The organism is Desulfotomaculum sp. OF05-3, from assembly GCF_003435535.1.
Lineage (GTDB): Bacteria > Bacillota > Clostridia > Lachnospirales > Lachnospiraceae > Pilosibacter > Pilosibacter fragilis.
The window spans coordinates 24,531-43,489 of sequence record NZ_QWGO01000008.1; the positions used below are offsets into that span (position 1 = coordinate 24,531).

The 18,959-nt window shown below is 48.5% G+C and carries 17 protein-coding genes and 1 other annotated feature; of the genes, 6 read left to right on the forward strand and 11 right to left on the reverse strand.

Features of this window, described 5'->3' with window-relative positions:
- Positions 1-186: 186 nt before the first annotated feature.
- The 4 genes from DXA87_RS06095 to DXA87_RS06115 all read right to left on the reverse strand — a co-directional run bounded on the left by DXA87_RS06095 (position 187) and on the right by DXA87_RS06115 (position 3,739).
- Complete coding sequence (locus DXA87_RS06095) at positions 187-690, reverse strand: QueT transporter family protein (protein WP_117503557.1); 504 nt, start codon at positions 688-690, stop codon at positions 187-189.
- 237 nt (positions 691-927) lie between these two features.
- Positions 928-2,283 (reverse strand): AAA family ATPase, encoded by a 1,356-nt coding sequence (locus tag DXA87_RS06100; RefSeq protein WP_117503614.1) that lies wholly within the window; start codon positions 2,281-2,283, stop codon positions 928-930.
- A 64-nt stretch (positions 2,284-2,347) separates the two neighbouring features.
- A complete protein-coding gene (locus tag DXA87_RS06105) occupies positions 2,348-2,719 on the reverse strand; it encodes a hypothetical protein (protein ID WP_117503558.1) in 372 nt (123 codons plus the stop codon).
- 237 nt (positions 2,720-2,956) lie between these two features.
- Complete coding sequence (locus DXA87_RS06115) at positions 2,957-3,739, reverse strand: helix-turn-helix transcriptional regulator (RefSeq protein WP_117503560.1); 783 nt, start codon at positions 3,737-3,739, stop codon at positions 2,957-2,959.
- 186 nt (positions 3,740-3,925) lie between these two features.
- Here DXA87_RS06115 and DXA87_RS06120 point away from each other — a divergent pair, with 186 nt between their 5' ends.
- The 6 genes from DXA87_RS06120 (at position 3,926) to DXA87_RS06145 (ending at position 9,592) form a co-directional block, all read left to right on the forward strand.
- Positions 3,926-4,528 (forward strand): hypothetical protein, encoded by a 603-nt coding sequence (locus DXA87_RS06120; RefSeq protein WP_117503561.1) that lies wholly within the window; start codon positions 3,926-3,928, stop codon positions 4,526-4,528.
- Positions 4,525-5,295: an ABC transporter permease gene (locus DXA87_RS06125; protein WP_117503562.1), complete on the forward strand. Its 771-nt coding sequence runs from the start codon at positions 4,525-4,527 to the stop codon at positions 5,293-5,295. The genes DXA87_RS06120 and DXA87_RS06125 overlap by 4 nt, the downstream gene beginning before the upstream one ends.
- Positions 5,282-5,998, forward strand: coding sequence for an ABC transporter ATP-binding protein (locus DXA87_RS06130; protein WP_117503563.1), 717 nt, complete (start codon positions 5,282-5,284; stop codon positions 5,996-5,998). The genes DXA87_RS06125 and DXA87_RS06130 overlap by 14 nt, the downstream gene beginning before the upstream one ends.
- Before the next feature lie 240 nt (positions 5,999-6,238).
- Positions 6,239-7,261: an NrtA/SsuA/CpmA family ABC transporter substrate-binding protein gene (locus DXA87_RS06135; protein ID WP_117503564.1), complete on the forward strand. Its 1,023-nt coding sequence runs from the start codon at positions 6,239-6,241 to the stop codon at positions 7,259-7,261.
- A gap of 380 nt (positions 7,262-7,641) precedes the next feature.
- Positions 7,642-8,922: a DUF1576 domain-containing protein gene (locus tag DXA87_RS06140; RefSeq protein ID WP_117503565.1), complete on the forward strand. Its 1,281-nt coding sequence runs from the start codon at positions 7,642-7,644 to the stop codon at positions 8,920-8,922.
- 133 nt (positions 8,923-9,055) lie between these two features.
- The gene (locus DXA87_RS06145) at positions 9,056-9,592 is read left to right on the forward strand and encodes a VanZ family protein (RefSeq protein WP_117503566.1); all 537 of its coding nucleotides are present in this window, start codon (positions 9,056-9,058) and stop codon (positions 9,590-9,592) included.
- A gap of 170 nt (positions 9,593-9,762) precedes the next feature.
- Here DXA87_RS06145 and DXA87_RS06150 read toward each other — a convergent pair whose 3' ends face one another.
- The 7 genes from DXA87_RS06150 to DXA87_RS06180 form a co-directional block, all read right to left on the reverse strand.
- On the reverse strand, positions 9,763-10,491 hold the full coding sequence (locus DXA87_RS06150; protein WP_021905098.1) for a DUF554 domain-containing protein: 729 nt from the start codon (positions 10,489-10,491) through the stop codon (positions 9,763-9,765).
- A 356-nt stretch (positions 10,492-10,847) separates the two neighbouring features.
- Positions 10,848-11,630, reverse strand: coding sequence for a tryptophan synthase subunit alpha (trpA, locus tag DXA87_RS06155; protein ID WP_117503567.1), 783 nt, complete (start codon positions 11,628-11,630; stop codon positions 10,848-10,850).
- Entirely contained in the window at positions 11,623-12,807 is a 1,185-nt protein-coding gene (trpB, locus tag DXA87_RS06160; protein WP_117471359.1) for a tryptophan synthase subunit beta, read from the reverse strand. The genes trpA and trpB overlap by 8 nt, the downstream gene beginning before the upstream one ends.
- A 197-nt stretch (positions 12,808-13,004) precedes the next feature.
- Positions 13,005-14,510 (reverse strand): FGGY family carbohydrate kinase, encoded by a 1,506-nt coding sequence (locus tag DXA87_RS06165; RefSeq protein WP_117503568.1) that lies wholly within the window; start codon positions 14,508-14,510, stop codon positions 13,005-13,007.
- 120 nt (positions 14,511-14,630) lie between these two features.
- Entirely contained in the window at positions 14,631-15,572 is a 942-nt protein-coding gene (locus DXA87_RS06170) for an ABC transporter permease (RefSeq protein WP_117483574.1), read from the reverse strand.
- Positions 15,569-17,092: a sugar ABC transporter ATP-binding protein gene (locus DXA87_RS06175; protein WP_117503569.1), complete on the reverse strand. Its 1,524-nt coding sequence runs from the start codon at positions 17,090-17,092 to the stop codon at positions 15,569-15,571. Before DXA87_RS06175 ends, DXA87_RS06170 begins: the two co-directional genes overlap by 4 nt.
- 124 nt (positions 17,093-17,216) lie before the next feature.
- Complete coding sequence (locus DXA87_RS06180; protein ID WP_117503570.1) at positions 17,217-18,251, reverse strand: substrate-binding domain-containing protein; 1,035 nt, start codon at positions 18,249-18,251, stop codon at positions 17,217-17,219.
- Between the two features lie 110 nt (positions 18,252-18,361).
- Positions 18,362-18,813, reverse strand: a binding site (T-box leader).
- Between the last annotated feature and the right edge of the window lie 146 nt (positions 18,814-18,959).

Sequence of the window (18,959 nt, forward strand, 5' to 3'; positions counted from 1 at the left end):
TTATAGGCTATGTTTTTTCACAGCCCCTCGCGCGGTCACTTGCGATAATCTATATCTTCGCGCGAGTGCGCATCTTTGGCACGTTAGTACCTTTTTATGGAACAGGGAATTTCTCGAAATTTCCTGTTCCATAAAAAATCCCGCATCTACTGGATTTTTCATCCAACAGATACGGGATCACTAATTTTACGCTGCAGCTTTTCCAAAAATCACATGCTGATACCGGATCAGAACGGATAACAGGATCTGACCAAGAAGGCCGATAGCCAGGATCTCTCCGATTCCGACTGTGATCGTGGAAAACCAGATCATGTCCTCAGAACCGTATGCGAAGCGGAGCACCCACGGAACAATGATCATGTTCGCGAGGATCGGCGGAACAGATACCAGATAGCGGTTTTTCCGGAGCAGGTAAGAACCTACCGCACCGATCAGGGTCGCAATACTTCCAAAGATCACATCGAGAGCCGCCGCGCCGCCAAGGAAGTTGGCAAGCAGGCATCCGATAAAGAGTCCCGGAATTGCCGCCGGGGTAAAGTACGGAAGTACGCAGAGAAGCTCAGAGATCCGAAACTGGATCGGTCCAAAGCTGATCGGCAGGAACACCATCGTCAGCACCACATAGATCGCCGCGATAGCCGCCCCGTATACAAGTGTCAGTACCGGGCTGTTTGTTGCGTTGTTTTTCATATTCAGTTTCTCCTTTAGTTTTGTTTTACGAGTGGAAGGTCACGAACACTCGATTCATTTTCGCGCAGCAATGAGTCAGGCGGACATGTTCGCATGTACATCTGCCAACTGCTGCGGAAGGCATATACTGCAAGTATATGACCTTACGCCGGGAATCGGCGAAAGCCCTTTAAGACCTTGGTTTTTGCGGGCTTAGCAACGTTTGAAAGTATATCACTGCCTTTCTAAGATTTCAAGTTAAAAATTCAATTTTTCCAGAAGATAAATGGGTACGGTCTCTATTTTTCCTTCCTGCCCCCCTAACGTATCACCTTTCAAATACAATAAACAATCAGCTTTTCCCGATTCCAATACTTTTTTTGCCGTATTTCCAATGTGTTTTCCAGTTTTCACTTCTATTGCATATCTCCGGGAGGACTTCAGACCTTGTACCACAAAATCTACTTCTCCACCCTTAAAAGTCGCAAATGCTGGCATTTCAAAGGCAATTTCTTCTGGAAAATCCTGCCGCTTCTTCAAATTAATATATACAAAGTTTTCACTCAGCATGCCTGCAATTTCTGTTTGTGCAGCCCCAACTCGCGCCATATAATAACTTGCTAATCCCAGATCCATAAAATAGCATCTGCATCCTGGTTTAAAATTTAGAATGTCCATTTCTATAATTTTCCCACAAAATCCAATTACGCCGCAAAAACGTAACCAACTAATTGCCCGGTTGCAGACTGCCTTGCTAATATTGCTGGAATAGTCTCTTGTTACCAATTTTTGAAGTTCTTCACTGATACTATCTTCTTCAAGTCCCTTTTTTTCTCTGCCAAGTATCCTGCAAATTGAAAGAAAAATATCCGTAAATACCTGAGTGTCAAGAACATCTGTAAAATAACGAATTGATTCATTCATAAAGGTATCAATGATTCTAATCAATTCACTCCGTGCTCGCTCTATACTTTTCGAATTTAAGTATTCACGAACAACAGATGGATAACCACCAATTTGACAATATATATCATACCATGATTTTAATTCTGCCCCTGTCGCTGAATCCAGTTTTTTTCCATGCAGCTTATATTTTTCATATAGATCCGTATCTGCTGCTTCCAGAAATTCTTCATATGATAAGGTATAGATTTGAATACTTGTAACATCCCCACTTGAATACCGAAATTCCGGTTCATAGATCCTTCCAAGATAGCTGCCTGTAACAATAAAGCGGCACCGAAACTGTCGTGTGAATTCACGAATTCGGTTATAAATTTCTGCTGACTCTTGAATTTCATCTATGATAATAACGGTGTCCTCTGTGTCTGAAAAATTTTCATCAAACAGACGAAATGCATCATGCAGCGGAGCTTGAGGGCGCGGTCCCTCTCCCGGCTGCCAATCGCATGCCTTTTGATAACAGGAAAGGAACTGTTCTCCGCTCAGTTCAAATAAGTTTATATACACTTTATGACTAAAATTTTCATCTGCAAATTTGTTAATGATATACGTCTTTCCTACCTGCCTCGCACCATTAACCTCTAGTGTCGTATGACAATTGTCATTTTTCCATTTGAGTAATGTCTGGTAAACATGCCTTTTAATATCCATACATTCACTTCCTATTTTAATTTTATTGGCTTTCCCTTCTTCAGCTGCTTTCATATTTAACAGGTTATATTCTTTTGTACTCAACAGGAGTATAATTTCCTATTACCACTGCTGCATTGAGTGCTGCCAATTTTACAAGAGCGGATACTGACAATTTTTTATCTTCCCAAAACAATTCCATAGGAATATAAAATTCCGGGAAAAATTCTCTTGAATTTGAATGCCAATAGCCATATTTTCTCGCAAACACAGGAGCTGCCTCATATTCCAAGTTAAATGCATTTCTATGAGTCCCATCTCCGCCTGATCTTCCCCGCGTCAAAGAAAGCACAAATGCACAAATCCAAACAGCAGCAAACTCTTCTTCCTTTTCACAAGAACATAACAAGGCAGCCGTTCTAATTGTTCCTTTGCTCCACCCTGCTTCAATTTCCATTCGTCCTGAAGTTAGGGCCGCTACATCAGATTCAATAGATTCCTTCTTTCTTTTTCAATCCAGTTGAAGCTGTAACACGGTCCAAATCGCGGTTTAGAAATTTCTGTTTTTAAACAGTACTTTTGAGCTGATAAAACAGGAAATTTACACATTTCCCATTTCCAGACTTTATAAATGTCTTCCCATTTCATTGTATCATTTTTATTCATACTATCTCCCTAAATCTTACACTATCTCTTATTCATTATCCATATAAAATTGCTGTTCATTCCAATGCGTGAAAAAATACGGATGATCTTCCTCTAAATTACTATTGGAATATAAAAAAGTAATAATATCTTCATCATCAAACATGTCAAAAACCCAGTCCTCTGAATAGCCCAAATTTTTACTATCTGTTGCTACCCGTTCATCGCTGACTTCCATAAACGCCATTGCTTCCTCATTACATAAATAAATAATGAGTTCTTCCATAACTGTATGTGCTTTAACCATTCTCCCAGTACTTAAACTTCTGCGCAAATGAACAAGTGTACATTTCATTTGATAAAGAAAATCATACGTATATCTCATCAGAAACTGTGCAGGAAGATCCATCTTAATAAACGATGTGTTTAATTGACCAATATGAGAACCCACAGGCATAGATGCAAGATCTGATAGATCCTGTTCAATATAATCAAGCAGGACATCACTGCCTACGGCAAAAGACACAGCTGCTTTAACTCCATAGTTATCTGCTAAAAACTGTGACCATGCTTTATGTCCCTTGTATTCTTCAATCAAATTTTTCCCCGGCTCACTGCCTGCATTGTCAGGAAAACTGCGCCAGTTTAGAGCCTTACAAATTCCTTTACATTTATCTTTTCGAATAGAGCCTCCTGATTCATAGCGGCACCAGGTTTTTACACCTACGCCCGCTCGCGAAGCCGCTTCTTCAATTGTGAGTCTAAGTTCATTGCGCCTGACTTTTATTTTTTTTCCAAGATCCTCATTGCTTAATATTGTTTTAGGAGCCATATTCACTTTCCTCCTTGGCGTTTATTGACATGTTATTATATAGTCATTATGTCATTATGTATTATAATTGTCAAGTTAAAATTCTCCTCAACTATAAAAGACCTCCATTCTCAATTGACATTTCCCTACTAATCTGCTATGCTGAATAATATTGGTTAGTTATAGCTAATTGAAAGGGGTTTTACTTTGACTTATCTATGGATCAATCCAGTATCGGAGAGGATGATCTCGGTGGAGGCACTGGAGAGGATGCTGGAAAAGCATGACCTGACGCGAGTGGTCTGTCGGGAAAGCTGGGGCGAGATCGTGCTTCGGAAGTATCGGGAGCTTTTGGAACATGCAGATGGAACTTTTGCGGACGCGAGATGTCCGGCAGCGGTATCTCTGGTACATTCCCTGCAGCCTGAGATCCAGATCGCGGATATTGAGCCGATTCTGATCCACTGTGCGAGAGAACTGGCAGAACGTCCGGATCTCGCGGACGGTGAAAAGATCATCACAACTCCATGCCGGATCTTAGCCGACATGGGAAATAAGTTGGAATTAAAAGACACACATTTCGTACCATGGAACCGCTTTCTCGTTGCACTTGGCGAGCCAACGGAACCCGCGCCGGACGCAAGTCCGATTCCACCGGGATTCTTTAAGGATCTTCCGTTTTCCGTTGTCAGCCGATCCGGTCGTCCGGCTATTGAATCCTATGTGACCGGAAATGACTGGAAAAACGCAAAACTGATCGAGCTTTTGTACTGTGTTCAGGGCTGCCACAGAGGAGATGGAGTGCGATGAATCAGAAGTTTAAAAAATATTTCCCGCCATTCATCGGCATCCTTGCGGTCTTTGCCGTCTGGTATATCGTCTGCCGTGCAGGCATCTTAAGTTCCTATGTGCTCCCGTCCCCGTGGCGGGTCTTCCAGAGCTTCTGCAAAATGCTGCAGAGCGGTGAACTCTTCCGTGACTTAAGGATCAGCTTCCTGCGTGTCGGAAAAGGCTTTGTAATCGCCTTTATCCTGGCATTTGCCTTCGGTATGCTGCGGGCGATGATTCCGGCCTCCGCAGGTTACTATGAATACCTGGTGCAGTTCTTCAGGAACGTACCGCCGCTCAGCATGATCCCGCTACTTATTTTATGGTGCGGAATCGGCGAAACTACAAAGACGGTCATCATCGTTCTGGCCTCCTTTTTCCCGATGTATTTAAACATCGTCAAGGGATTTACGGGCTGTGACCAGAAGCTTCTGGAAGTCGGAACCATGTTCGGCTACACGGACCGGCAGAAATTCTTTCGCATCATGCTGCCCTACGCCATGGCGGACATTCTCGTGGGAATGCGCATCGGTCTGGGTTACAGTTGGCGTGCCATCATCGGTGCTGAGATGGTCGCAGCGTCCACCGGTCTGGGGCACATGATCCTGTTTGCCCAGCAGATGTCCCGGACCGACAAGGTCATCGTCGGCATCTTCGCCATCGGCATCGCAGGTTATCTGACAGACCGGATCTTCGGTCTTCTCATCAGCATCTTTCTGAAAGGAGCCGGTGAAAATGGCTGGAATTAGATTAAAAGACATTCATAAAACATATCAGGTTGACGGCCGGACGTTTCCTGTCTTAAACGGCGTCGATCTCGAGATCCCGGAAGGAAAGATCACCGTGATCTTAGGTCAGAGCGGCTGCGGAAAAACGACTCTGCTGCGGCTCACCGGCGGTCTGGAATCCGCTGACAGCGGTGAGGTTCTCTGGGACGGCGCCCACAAGACCGCCTTTGTGTTCCAGGAACCGCGGCTCATGCCATGGCTCAATGTCTGGAACAATATTATTTTCGGTTTGAAGAAAAATCAGGTCGATCAGGAGAAGATCCAGGACATCGTCTCCACGGTGAACCTGTCCGGCTTTGAAAAGGCATACCCGTCCCAGCTTTCCGGCGGCATGCAGCAGCGCGCGGCCATCGCCAGGGCACTGGCCTACAAGCCAACCTTTATCCTGATGGATGAGCCATTCGCGGCTCTCGACTATTTCACGAGGGAACAGATGCAGAGGGAACTTCTCCGCGTTCAGCAGAAGGAACGTTCCAGCATCATGTTCGTGACCCACAGCATCGATGAAGCACTGATCCTCGGTGACCAGATCGTGATGATTGAAAAGGGGCTTGTGAAGCATGTTTATCCGGTGAAGACGCCATCCGGGGAAAGAAATCTGCTGAATGAGGAGTTTATTGTACTCAAGAGGGATATCATTGAGAATCTGAATTTTATAAATTAAATATATTTTATGTGTAATTCAAGATATTCTGATTTTTATGATATTATTCTTACGCTATTTCCAGCAGATATTACATTCAAAGCATAAACATAATGTTATGAGCTGTCCCAAAAAAAATTTTAATAGCTGGTTTCCTTATTTAAGGGATTCCCATCATTTTATTAAGTTCGGATATCTGCCTATTAACTTAGGCGTATCATACACTTATTTTTTCAACTTACATGAGGAGGACAAAACAAAATGAAAAAACTGATCGCATTAGGACTCGCGGCATGCATGACATTTTCCCTTGCAAGCTGCTCCGGATCTGCGGGCAAAGAGACTGAGGCTGCTTCTGCTGCCGAGACAACCGCTGAGACTTCCGCTGAGGCTGAAACTTCTGCCGAGGCTACAGCTGACGCTGAGACATCCATCGACAAACTCACCGTTACCTATGTAACGTCCCCGTTAAATGTACCGACTATCATCGAGAAGGACCAGGAAATCTTCGCGAAAGAACTCGGCGTTCCGGTTGAGTACGCAGAGCTTACTTCCGGCGCTGACCAGACACAGGCTCTGGCTTCCGGCGACGTTCAGGTTCTCTACGCAGTAGGTGCAACATCCGTGATCCTGTCCGCTGCAAACGGTGCTGACATCAAGGTATTAAACATGTACAGCCGTTCCCCGAAGGCATTCTGCATGTACTCCAAGGATGAGACTCTGACAACTCCGGAGAGTTTAAAAGGCAAGACGATTGCAGGACCAACCGGTACCAACCTTCATGAACTCCTTGTCTCCTACCTTGCTCAGGCAGGCATGACTCTTGACGATGTAAATTATGTAAACATGAGCATTCCTGACGCAAAGGCAGGTCTTGATGGCGGCAGCGTTGACGTTGCCCTGCTCGCAGGCGCAACTGCTTACAACGCAGAACAGCAGGGCTACCACCTTGTTGCAGACGGTGAGGGCCTGATCAGCGCACTGATCGCAGTTGCAACGACCCAGAAGTTCTACGACGAGCATCCGGATGTCATTAAAAAATTAAACGCTGCACAGGAAGAGATCGCATCCTACATGGCTGATAACCAGGAGGCAACCATGGAGACTGTTGCCGCAACACTTGACCTTGATGTTGACGCGGTAAAGGAAATGTACGGTTTCTATGACTTCTCCACAGAAATCACTGACGCTGACAAAGAAGGTTTCCAGAAGACAGCCGATTTCATGTATGAATCCGGCATGATTGAGAATGAGCTTGATGTGAACACGCTGTTCATTCAGTAATTCCGATACTCAGAAACTTTTCGCACTGACATTTTTCGGTGGAGCAAAAGAGATCCAACGCATTCTATGCCTGGATCTCTTTTTTATTTCAAATTGTATTTTGAGTTATTACATAATCATCTCTATTATTTATTGAGGCTGCAAGCAACTCTGTCAGCATATATCCGAAATCAATAAATTCTCTTTCTCACAGAAATACTTTCTATTACTGCAATTTTACGGTATACTAATCCATGTGCGCATTCCTCCATGCCCGTCGGATACCCCAATTTTCCGAACCGCGGCACAGAATTTACAGATGCTGCACTGCAAAAGCCTGTCACGAAGCCCATTCTCAATGGTTTTTCACTTGTAATTTTATCTTTAGAAAGGACACGTACATGACAAATTTCCACCCCATCACAAGACTCCAGAAATTCCGTCTTCTGTCCCTGATCCCACTCTATTTCATGATCGTGGGACTGTTTTTACAGCCCATCACTGAAATCCTTCCGGGACTCTGGACATTGATCAAGGAGCCGGACTTCCTGATCACGGACTACTTCCTGGTCGGCGGCATCGGAACTTCCTTTATCAACGCCGGACTGCTGACGCTTTTATGTATCTGGACCATCTATTTCCTTGATATGGAGATGGACGGACATACGATCACATCCAGCTGCCTGATGTTCGGCTTCTCCCTGTTCGGAAAGAACCTCTTAAATATCTGGGCGATCCTGTTTGGTGTGTACCTCTACTCCCACTACCATAAAACACACCTGTCCCGTTACGTTTACATCGGTTTTTACGGCACCAGCCTGTCCCCGATCATCACGCAGATCATGTATATCTCGGATCTCCCCTACCTGCTACGGCTTCTCATCAGCCTCGCTGTGGGACTCATGATCGGTTTCGTGCTGCCGCCGTTATCCACCCATGTTCATTATTCCCACAAAGGTTACTCCCTCTATAACGTAGGTTTTTCCGCCGGGATCATCGCCACCGTCGTTGTATCCGTGTTAAAATCCTTCGGCATCACCACTGAGTCCCGCCTGATCTGGTCCGAGGGCAATAACCAGCTGCTGTTTGCGATCCTCTGCGGGCTGTTTGCCGCCATGATCATTGCGGCATTCCTCTTCGGCGGAAAGGAAGTCGGTGAATCCTACAGAAAGATCTTATCCTGCTCCGGAATCGGCGGAACCGATTATCTCCGGGATAACGGGGGCGCGGCAACGATCCTCAATATGGCAGTCAACGGTTTATTTGCAACGATCTTTATTCTCGGCGTCGGCGGCGAGTTAAACGGACCGACTATCGGCGGAATCTTCACGATCGTAGGATTTTCCGCCACAGGAAAACATATCCGGAACATCGCCCCGATCATGTTTGGCGTCCTCTTCGCGAGCTTCACAAAACGCTGGACCATTAACTCCCCGTCACCGATGCTGGCACTTTTATTCTCAACGACACTGGCACCGATTGCGGGGGAATTCGGAGTTCTCATGGGACTTCTCGCCGGATTCCTGCACTCTTCCGTCGCCTTGAATGTCGGAATTGTGTATGGAGGCATGAATTTATATAATAATGGATTTGCAGGTGGAATTGTGGCGATTTTCATGGTTCCGGTGATCCATTCCATCCGTGACCGGAGAGCGAGAGCGAAAGGTGAGATTTCGCTGTAATGCATGCAGTATCTACCCCCTGCTTTTCAATACACTGCCCCAGTTAAAAAGACCATTTTTTGAGATTACTTCAGTGGATTTTTCATGATTATAAAATAATAGATTTCTACAGATTTTTAGGAGCTTTTAAGATATGGACAATGCAAGTGTATCTAAAAAAGGAAATATGAATGATAAAAAAGAATATCCTACTGCCGCAAAGCTGCTTTCCTGGCTCCCAGCGATCTTCGTCGCAGCCGCCATCTGCTGGTTCTCCGCCCAGCCGGCGGCGGAGTCCACGGAGATGAGCGACACCGTAAGCCGCTTAATTCTTTTACTCGGCACAAAGCTCGGCTTTTTCCACGGAAATCCGGCGCAGTACGCCGACCTCATCGAACTTATGAGCTTCCCCATCCGGAAAGCCGCTCATATGACTGAATATCTGGTATTTTACTGCACCGTCCGTTTTGGACTGCACTTTACGTATCGGACCTCCAATGTGAAACGCCGTCTTCTCACCGCTCTCGCCATCGTCTTCCTCTACGCCTGCACCGACGAATTCCACCAGCTCTTCGTCCCGGGCCGCGCAGGGCGGTTTACGGACGTGCTGATCGACTGCTTTGGCGTCACAGTCGTGACACTGGTCTGCCTGATGAGACAGCAGTCCCGCAAACACTACCAGAACGCATAAACCGGCTCTCATTATGATTATGGTATTGACCGATAATATCAGTACCTGCCGCTGGCAGCTTCTTCCGAATACATGACTGCAAAAATCCCTGAATACGCACATCACATTGATCTGCATACTCAGGGATTTTTTATTTTCATATTATGTACTTTTCTCGTCCGCCTGTACTCTTACAGCATCGGCACCACCACATTCCCCCAGAACCAGCTCACCGGCATGACGAGCACCATCGCGGGGATCATATCGGCGACCGGGAAGTTGTGGATCTTTGCGATGCGGAAACCTGTGGCCAGAAGAAGAAAACCACCGCAGGCCTTGAAGTCCGCGATCATATCCGGTGTGGTAAGCGGAAAGATGAACTTCGCCGCAGCGAAGATTGCGAGAAAGATCACGCACTGCGGGATTGCAACAGCCGCGACCACCATTCCCAGGGTTCCTCCAAAAATCATCGCAGTAAAGAAGTCCAGAATGGACTTGGAGATCAGAATCGTGTGGTCACCACTCATTCCGGAATCCAGAGATCCATAGATTCCTGTTCCGCTGGCACAGAACAGCACGATGATCGTCACGAGCATCGTCATATACTCTTCTCTGGACATGGACGCATTCTTATTCGGGAAGATCTTTCCGACCGGCTTCTCCATGCACGCCGCGCCGCTGTTGATGATCCCGCCGAGATTCACCGCCAGCCCAAACGCGGTCCCAATGATCACCGCAAAGATAACGGCGGGCATATTTTTCATAAGACCGATGGAGCTCACGCCCATTCCCATGGAGCAGACGCCGAAGATCTTCGTGAGCTCTGAATTGATCCTTGTGGGCAGCTTATGCCCAAATAAAGCCCCGACCACACCACCGATGGCGACGGACAGGGCATTGATGATAATTCCTACTGGCATACATCCTTCTCCTTTTCAAAAAGGAACGTGCCTTGGCACATTCGTGCGTCTCGCGCGGTTGCTTGCGACAACCTACATCTTTGCGCAAGTAACACAAACAACTGCGGTGCAAAGGAGTCCCTGCACCGCAGAATTGACAGTTCGTTATTTAATTTTAGCACAAAGTACGGTACAACGCAAACACTTTACCTCGCAAAAGTGCATGTGAAGTGCATGTTCCCAATTACCATTTTGACAACATTCTTCTCATTTAAGTCGAACGACCGTGAAACTTGGCGCGTGATTCTGGTCAGCGAAGCTGACTTATTCCTATCAAAATCATTGCGCATCCTCGCGGAGCGTTTCCCAGCCGCTTCTTAGATCCCATGCACCGCGTAACACATGGACTTCACATACTCTTTCACATACGGAACCGCATCTTTTCCATACATTCCGCAGAGCTTCACGATCGCGGAACCAACGATAGCGCCGTCGGAGAGACCTGCCATCTTCTTTGCCTGCTCCGGGGTGGAGATTCCGAAGCCAACCGCGCACGGGATATCTTTCGCCTTTTTCACAAGCTTCGCCATCGCGCCGATATCCGTTGTGATCTCGCTTCTCGTTCCGGTAACGCCAAGAGAGGATACGCAGTATACAAAGCCGGACGCCTCTTTCGCGATCATGCTGATTCTCTCATGGGAGGTCGGGGCAATGAGGGAGATCAGATCCATATCATACTTTTTGCATACCGAATCAAACTCTTCTTTCTCCTCATACGGCACATCCGGCAGGATCAGTCCGTCCATGCCAAGCTCAGACGCCTTCTTGATGAAGCGCTCAGTTCCGTAGGAGAAGACAACATTCGCATAGGTCATGAAAACCATCGGAATTTGTGTGTTTTTCCGGATTTTTTCAACCATTGCAAAAATTTTGTCGGTGGTCACGCCGCCGGACAGGGCGCGGATATTTGCCGCCTGGATCACCGGTCCCTCTGCCGTCGGATCGGAGAACGGGATACCAAGCTCGATGAGGTTTGCGCCTGCCTCCTCCATTGCGTATACAAGCTGCTCCGTGACCTCTAAGGACGGGTCACCGCAGGTGATAAACGGGATAAATGCCTTTCCATTTCCGCCTTTGAAGGCGTTTGCGATCTTACTCATGAATATCCTCCCCTCTGTATCTTGCGATTGCTGCACAGTCCTTGTCTCCTCTTCCGGAAACATTGACAACAATGATCTTATCCTTTCCCATCGTCGGTGCGAGCTTCATTGCGTATGCGATGGCATGGGCGCTCTCGATCGCCGGGATGATTCCCTCGATTCTGGAGAGATACTCGAACGCATCGACTGCCTCGTCGTCAGTGATCGCCACATACTGGGCCCGTCCGGTGTCGTAAAGGTTCGCATGTTCCGGTCCGATTCCCGGGTAATCAAGGCCTGCAGAGATGGAATATACCGGGGCAATTTGGCCGTACTCATCCTGGCAGAAGTAAGATTTCATGCCGTGGAAGATTCCGAGACGTCCTGTGGCGATGGTCGCCGCTGTCTCTGCCGTGTTCACACCGCGTCCTGCTGCCTCACAGCCGATGAGCTGAACGTCTTTATCTTCAATAAAGTTGTAGAATGCGCCGATGGCATTGGATCCGCCGCCAACACAGGCAAGAACTGCATCCGGAAGACGTCCCTCTTTCTCTAACATCTGCTCCTTGATCTCCTTGGAGATAACCGCCTGGAAGTCACGGACGATAGTCGGGAACGGATGTGGTCCCATACAGGAGCCGAGAACATAGTGGGTGTCCTCGATCCGGTTCGTCCACTCTCTCATTGCCTCCGAAACAGCATCTTTGAGGGTTCCTGTTCCGGTTGTCACCGCATGCACCTTTGCTCCGAGAAGGCGCATTTTGTAAACATTTAATGCCTGACGTTTTGTGTCCTCCTCGCCCATGTAGATCTCGCATTCCATGCCGAAGAGCGCTGCCGCCGTCGCTGTCGCTACACCGTGCTGGCCTGCGCCTGTCTCAGCGATGACACGGGTCTTTCCCATCTTCTTCGCGAGAAGCACCTGACCGAGCACGTTGTTGATCTTGTGGGCACCGGTATGGTTTAAGTCCTCTCTCTTTAAATAGATCTTCGCTCCGCCGAGATCCTTTGTCATGTGCTCCGCGTAGTAGAGCCTTGACGGTCTGCCCGCGTATTCATTTAAAAGTGTTGTGAGTTCTTTCTGGAATTCCGGGTCATTTTTGTAGTGGTTGTATGCCTCTTCGAGTTCCAGTACTGCGTTCATAAGCGTCTCAGGAATGTACTGACCGCCATGCGCGCCAAATCTGCCTTTTGACATATATTTTTCCTCCTCGTGTAAACTGGTTTATTGTCTGTAACTGTCCATACCCATATTTCCGGAGTGATTTTTCAAATCTCCGCCAGACAGTTATCGAAATCGTGATTTTGTAGCAGCGGAAATGTTACTTAACCGTTACCATATTTTCTATTTTTGCAGACCACAGGTTTAAAAAAATCATGGCTGCCGACTGACCTTTATCTGCTGTAAAACTCTCTTACCAGCGGATAAATGTTCTTATATTTCTGATAGATTCTGTGGTATTTCTCCGAGACTTCCGGATCCGGCTCCACCGTATCACAGTGTCCCTGGCTCTCCAGTGTCTCGATAAAGGACTTGTAATCCGGGATCACGCCCTCCGCCACAAACACCGCCGAGGCGATGGCCAGTGCCGGTAAAAGGTCCGGATCCTTGTATACAAAGATCTTCTGTCCCATGACATTGCTTAAGATCTGGCACCATCGCCGCTCCCTCGCTCCACCGCCGATCAGCGTGATCTTTGACGCCGGATGGTCGAACAGTTCCAGACCCTGACGGATGGAAAATGCCACGCCCTCGAGGACACTCTGTGCCATGTCCGCCGCCGTGGTCGCCTGAGATAACCCCAGAAAGCTTCCCCGGACGCTGCTGTCCATGATCGGGAACCGCTCACCTGCCACATAGGGCAGGAAGAACAGTCCGTGACTTCCGGGTTCCGCTTTCTCAAGAAGCTCTGAGATATACCCGAAATCCGGTGCCCCGTCGGGATCCCTGGACAGGATCTTCGCGATCAGCCGGTGGGCGTTTCCGCCGTTTAGGAACGGGACTACATTGATGAGCAGGTCCTTCTGCATCGCCGCCAGATTGAATCCGCCGCCTTCACTCTCCATCCTTTGGTTGGATACGGCTGCCACCCAGCCGGAGGTTCCGAGGTTGATGTTGTACTCCCCCGGTGCCAGGATGCCGCTGGCAAGTGTCGTCGCTCCCGCATCCCCGGTTCCGGCATAGACCTTTGTTCCTGCCGGATAACCACTCTCTGTCGCCCCGGTCTCCGTGACCGTGCCGACACACTCATGGGAGTAAAAAAGTTTTGGGAACTTCTTAATATCGACTCCCGCCGCTCCAATCAGCTCCTCCGACCAGATCTTCCTGTCCAGATCCATGGCCCCCGCCGTGGAGCAGGCGGTCATGTCTCCGGCGAACACACTGGTAAGTCTACCTATTATATAGTCCTTCGAGCTGATGAGAAAACATGCGGTCTTCTTATAAATCTCCGGCTCATTTTCTTTTAACCACAGGATCTTCGCAAGCGGCATCGATCCGTCAAAATGGTTTCCCGTAATCTCCGCGATATACGCGTCCCCGAGAGGTACTACATTCCGCCTTGCCGCCTCTCTTATGATCACCCGTGCCTGCTCGTCCGCCCGACCGTCGGAATAAAGGATCGCATTCCGGAGTGCTTTTCCTTCTGTCCCAACCGAGATCACATCCTGCATCTGTCCGGAGAAGATAATAGCCCCGATCTCCTTTGGCGGGATGATCTCAAACATCTCTTTTGACAGCTTACAGAACGACCCATACCACTCATCCGGATCCTGTTCCTTGAAGTTTCCCGTTTCGATGGTGTGGATCACGGAGCTTCCGGTAAAGACGGGCTCTCCATTTTCGTTCACGACCACTGCCTTGACGGCTGTCGTTCCGATATCAAAGGTTGCTGCTAACATCTATTCCCTCCCCGTTCCGTACCGTTACACAGTACTGAGGATTTTGCCAATCCTTCGCATCCTAAATTGGTAAAATCCGCTCTCAATGTTATTTTACGGTATTTTCGGTACCAAAAATCCCTACCGTGAACCATGACCCGCGCCGAGTTTTTGGAGCACAACTGCGAGAATGATGATCCCGCCGGTGATAATGTTCTGCATGAAGCTCGGCATCTGAAGGATCGTAAGTCCGTTCGCCAGAACCGCCAGAATGATGGTTCCGACTAAGGTTCCGATCACACAGGGAACACCGCTCTTTGAGACGGTGCATCCGATAAATACCGCCGCGTAGGACTGTAAGAAATATCCCTGCCCCGCTGTGGTATTCGCGGAACCTACACGAGATGCCACGAGAGCGCCTGCAAGACCTGCCATTGCCGCGCTGAGCGCAAAAGCGAGAATTCGGTAACGGAAGATCCGGATTCCTGCCGTCTCTGCCGCCTCTTTACTTCCTCCGATGGCATAAAGCTTTCTTCCGGCTGACATATGATTCATAAACATGTGGAATACGATATAAAGCATTGCCGCCACGATGGTGATAAACGGGATGCCCGCGATTTTTAAGATCCCTGGAATCGTAAACGCCTTCGGAATCCCGTTAAATACAGTCGTGCCTCCGGTAAGTCCGTAAATCACGCCGTCCAGTACGGTTCCCATGCCAAGTGTTGTAATAAAGGAAAGGATCCCGAACTTTGCTACGATCACTCCGTTCACGCAGCCGACGATCAGACCGGCCACTACCGCGGCCAGAAAGCAGACCGGGATCGGAACACCCTGGATCGATAAAAGTGCCGCAACCACGCCGCCGAGACTCACGATGTTTCCGATGGAAAGGTCGAACTCGTTGACGGTCATAACGAAGGTCGCTCCCAGCGCCACCATTGCGAGAGGCGCTGCCTGGCGTGTTATATTAAGGAAGTTTTTCAGTGTAAAAAACGACGCAGGTCTAAGGAGTCCGAAAATTCCGATGATGATGACTAACGCCGCCACCGTTCCGTAATTCTTTAATGCTTTTCCTCTCATCTGTCGTTTTCCTCCCTCTCCGCCTCATAACAGCACGCCAGCACGTCCGTCGGTTTCAGGTCTTTATTCTCAAATGTCTTTCGTACTTTTCCGTATGCCATGACGGCAACCTCATCGGCGATCTCAAGAAGCTCCGTGAGGTCCGACGATACATAAAGGACGGCCTTGCCCTTTTTCGCCTCTTCTCTTAAGAGTCTGTGGATCTCCTGTCTCGTCACCACATCCACCGCCTGGGTCGGCTCATCACAAAGCCAGATCGACGGCTCCGTGAGGAGTGCCTTTGCGAAAATGACTTTCTGCTGGTTTCCGCCGGAAAGCTCTTTTGCAGGCTGGCTGGTGCCGATGCACTTGATCTTTAACACCTTGATCATGTCCGCCGCCTTTTTGCATGCCGCCCGTTTCTGGAACCAGCCGCCTTTCGTGTAGCGGTCGATGGAGGAGAGCATCATGTTTTCCTCGACAGTGAAGGACGGGATCATGGCTTTTCCTCTCCGATCCTCACAGATGAACGCCATTCCCTGTCGGATAGATTCCGGCGGAGCAGGGTGGACCGTGGTCTTTCCGTCGATCGTGACCTCGCCGCCCGCCAGCTTTCTCGTTCCGTAAATGCATTCCAGAAACTCTGTCCGCCCGCTTCCGCATAGGCCAAACATTCCGGTGATCTGACCGGACTTTACGTTCAGGTCGACGCCGCGGACGATTCCGTCTTTGGAGCGGATCCCATGGACTTCCAGAGCTGTTTTTCCAATCTTTCCTTCGGCATCCTTTCCCGTTTCCGCATCTTCAACTCCGGACGCAGCCTCATTCCCGCTCATCAGCCGTACCAGCTCTTTTCTGCTGGTTCCTGCCGTATCCACCGTGGACACCAGCGTTCCGTTTCTTAAGACCGTGACCCGGTCTGTCAGCTCCATGATCTCTTCCAACCGGTGTGTCACATAGAGGACCGAGGTTCCTTTTGCCTTTAAGTTTCTCACAATGGAAAATAACAGATTCGTCTCCTTATCGGAAAGGGACGCTGTCGGCTCATCGAGGATCAAAAGCTTACAGTCACTCATCATCACCCGGACGATCTCCACGCATTTTTTCTGTGCCGGGGTCATCATGGATACCGATTTCTTAAGGTCAAGATGGATCCCCAGCTCCGCCGCTTTCGCCGCGGCTTCCCGTTCCATCTCTTTCCATTGGATCAGCCCGCCTTTTACCGGATAGGGTCTTCCGAGACAGATATTTTCCATTCCCGTGAACGCCGGAATCAGGACATTGTCCTGGAAAATAATGTTGATTCCGAAGGCCCTGCTGTCTTCCGGGCGGATCGTCTCCGAAAGCTCTTTTCCGTTCCACAGGATACTGCCGCCGTCTCTCTTGTAGACACCGCCGAGGATCTTGATGAACGTGGACTTTCCGGCTCCGTTCTCACCGACAAGGCCATGGATCTCCCCCTCACCGAGGGAGAAGTCCAGACCTTTTAATGCGTATACACCGTTAAATTTTTTATCTACGCTCTTTACATCCAGCAACATCCTGTTTACCTGCCTTAATTTTTGTTTCTATTCTCCGTTTTATGCCTGTTCAGCGTTTTTAGTATCATGCCCGTTGAAACAGCACTTCTAAAATTTTTCGGCATTTTTATCCGGATTCATTTGCTTACTGTGCATTCTCCTGTGTAATCAGCTCCGCCGGTGCGTACATCTCACCTTTTTCGATCTCCTCACCGGCAAAGTACTTGTCCATCTGTTCGCACACGATATCTGCCATTCCCTCAAAGTTCTGTTTTACAGTTGCCTTTAAGTTTGTTCCATCCTTGATCATCTCAACAGCCTGCTCGTTTCCGTCAACACCTGTGACGATCACTTCCTCGCGTCCTGCTTCCTGAAGTGCCTTTGCAGCGCCGATGGCCGGTTCATCCCATGCCGCAAATACGGCTGTGATGGAATCTTTGTCCGGGTTTGCCGTTAAGAGATTTGCAACGATGTCCTGCGCGTCGTTGATCGGCTGCTCTGCCGGTACATGCTGTTCTGTGATCAGCTTGATATCCGGATATTCCTTAATAATATCGTCAAATGCCTCGCAGCGCTTTACAACGCCCGGATGCGGTCTGTGGGTCAGGGCGATCACGGTTCCCTTTCCGCCCATCAGATCGTCAAATAAATATCTCACAATAAGTTCACCCATCTGGTAGTTGTCGCTTGTCGCATTGATCTCCATTCCATCGATAAATCCACTGTCACATCCGAATACCGGGATGTCCGCGTCAAAAGCGTCCTGAAGCTGGTTTGCTACCTGGTTCGGGTCAGCGCTCACAAGGACGATCCCATCGGTTCCGGAAGAAACAACATCCTCGATCCGGCTCGCGAGCTCCGCAAAATCGTTTGCCGTATCGATCACGAATACTTCCGCGCCCTCAGCTTCCAGATCTTCCTTAATATAGCCTGCCATCTGGTTTGTCGTGACAGATGTGAGATACGGGGTCATAACGGAGATCTTCTTTCCGCCAAGTGCGCCGCCCTCCGTCTTTCCCGCCTCAGTTCCGGTCTCGGAAGTGCTTTCTGCGGCTACGGCTGTTGTTGTCTCTGCCGCTGTTGTCGCCTTCTCGTCCGCCTCTGTGGAGCATCCGGTAAGCAGGATTCCTGCAAGAGCTGCGGCGGCAGCAAGGCTCATGATGGTTTTCATTTTTCTCATAATCATTTCCTCCTCGTTTTGGTCGACTGCCTCTTGCGGGAATAAGTAAGGGATGCCGCTCCGAAAAGTTCTTTTTTTGAACTAAAAAATCCCGGACATAGTTTTCACTATGCCGGGACGAATATTTCGTGGTGCCACCCGATTTCACAGATCAGGCTTCCTCGAAAGCCAACTGCTCCGTGCCTACGGCACTCCCACAGTTGCCGCCTCCATTCGTAATCCGGGCTATCGCCCTACTTACTCATGTAGGCTTGGTTGTCAAATGTCTATCCGCCTGACGTGCAAGCACGTCATTCTGGCTATCCGCTTGACAACACTTTCAAACAAAAATAGCAGCTATCCCACATCGGAATATCTGCCACCAATCTGTCTCATTTCAGAGTACGGAAATCTCTTTCGATACTCTTATCCTTTAACGCAGGAATCACGGCCGCAGCTACTCGAATCTCTTTCACCTGGCGTCTCACAAACCCATTCCATAGGGAATTCCATACTGTCTTCCACCACCGACAGCTCTCTGTGATTTCATTCCGAATGTACTCTCTTTGCTCATCGACTTTTTGTTTTTAATTTTTATGGATTAAAGATTAGCACACTTCTTTCCATATGTCAATTTTATTTTCAGAATCTTTGCTATTAAAAATTCCTATATCCAGTCACTATTTTTTCCAATCATATCCGGTTCAAACAGAAATCGGTTCCTGAAAG

What these genes read in the sequence shown, in the direction of transcription:
- DXA87_RS06095 (WP_117503557.1), bottom strand. Translation starts at nt 690, where the DNA reads ATGAAAAACAACGCAACAAACAGCCCGGTACTGACACTTGTATACGGG.
- DXA87_RS06100 (WP_117503614.1), bottom strand. Translation starts at nt 2,283, where the DNA reads ATGGATATTAAAAGGCATGTTTACCAGACATTACTCAAATGGAAAAAT.
- DXA87_RS06105 (WP_117503558.1), bottom strand. Translation starts at nt 2,719, where the DNA reads ATGGAAATTGAAGCAGGGTGGAGCAAAGGAACAATTAGAACGGCTGCC.
- DXA87_RS06115 (WP_117503560.1), bottom strand. Translation starts at nt 3,739, where the DNA reads ATGGCTCCTAAAACAATATTAAGCAATGAGGATCTTGGAAAAAAAATA.
- DXA87_RS06125 (WP_117503562.1), top strand. Translation starts at nt 4,525, where the DNA reads ATGAATCAGAAGTTTAAAAAATATTTCCCGCCATTCATCGGCATCCTT.
- DXA87_RS06130 (WP_117503563.1), top strand. Translation starts at nt 5,282, where the DNA reads ATGGCTGGAATTAGATTAAAAGACATTCATAAAACATATCAGGTTGAC.
- DXA87_RS06135 (WP_117503564.1), top strand. Translation starts at nt 6,239, where the DNA reads ATGAAAAAACTGATCGCATTAGGACTCGCGGCATGCATGACATTTTCC.
- DXA87_RS06140 (WP_117503565.1), top strand. Translation starts at nt 7,642, where the DNA reads ATGACAAATTTCCACCCCATCACAAGACTCCAGAAATTCCGTCTTCTG.
- DXA87_RS06145 (WP_117503566.1), top strand. Translation starts at nt 9,056, where the DNA reads ATGGACAATGCAAGTGTATCTAAAAAAGGAAATATGAATGATAAAAAA.
- DXA87_RS06150 (WP_021905098.1), bottom strand. Translation starts at nt 10,491, where the DNA reads ATGCCAGTAGGAATTATCATCAATGCCCTGTCCGTCGCCATCGGTGGT.
- trpA (WP_117503567.1), bottom strand. Translation starts at nt 11,630, where the DNA reads ATGAGTAAGATCGCAAACGCCTTCAAAGGCGGAAATGGAAAGGCATTT.
- trpB (WP_117471359.1), bottom strand. Translation starts at nt 12,807, where the DNA reads ATGTCAAAAGGCAGATTTGGCGCGCATGGCGGTCAGTACATTCCTGAG.
- DXA87_RS06165 (WP_117503568.1), bottom strand. Translation starts at nt 14,510, where the DNA reads ATGTTAGCAGCAACCTTTGATATCGGAACGACAGCCGTCAAGGCAGTG.
- DXA87_RS06170 (WP_117483574.1), bottom strand. Translation starts at nt 15,572, where the DNA reads ATGAGAGGAAAAGCATTAAAGAATTACGGAACGGTGGCGGCGTTAGTC.
- DXA87_RS06175 (WP_117503569.1), bottom strand. Translation starts at nt 17,092, where the DNA reads ATGTTGCTGGATGTAAAGAGCGTAGATAAAAAATTTAACGGTGTATAC.
- DXA87_RS06180 (WP_117503570.1), bottom strand. Translation starts at nt 18,251, where the DNA reads ATGAGAAAAATGAAAACCATCATGAGCCTTGCTGCCGCCGCAGCTCTT.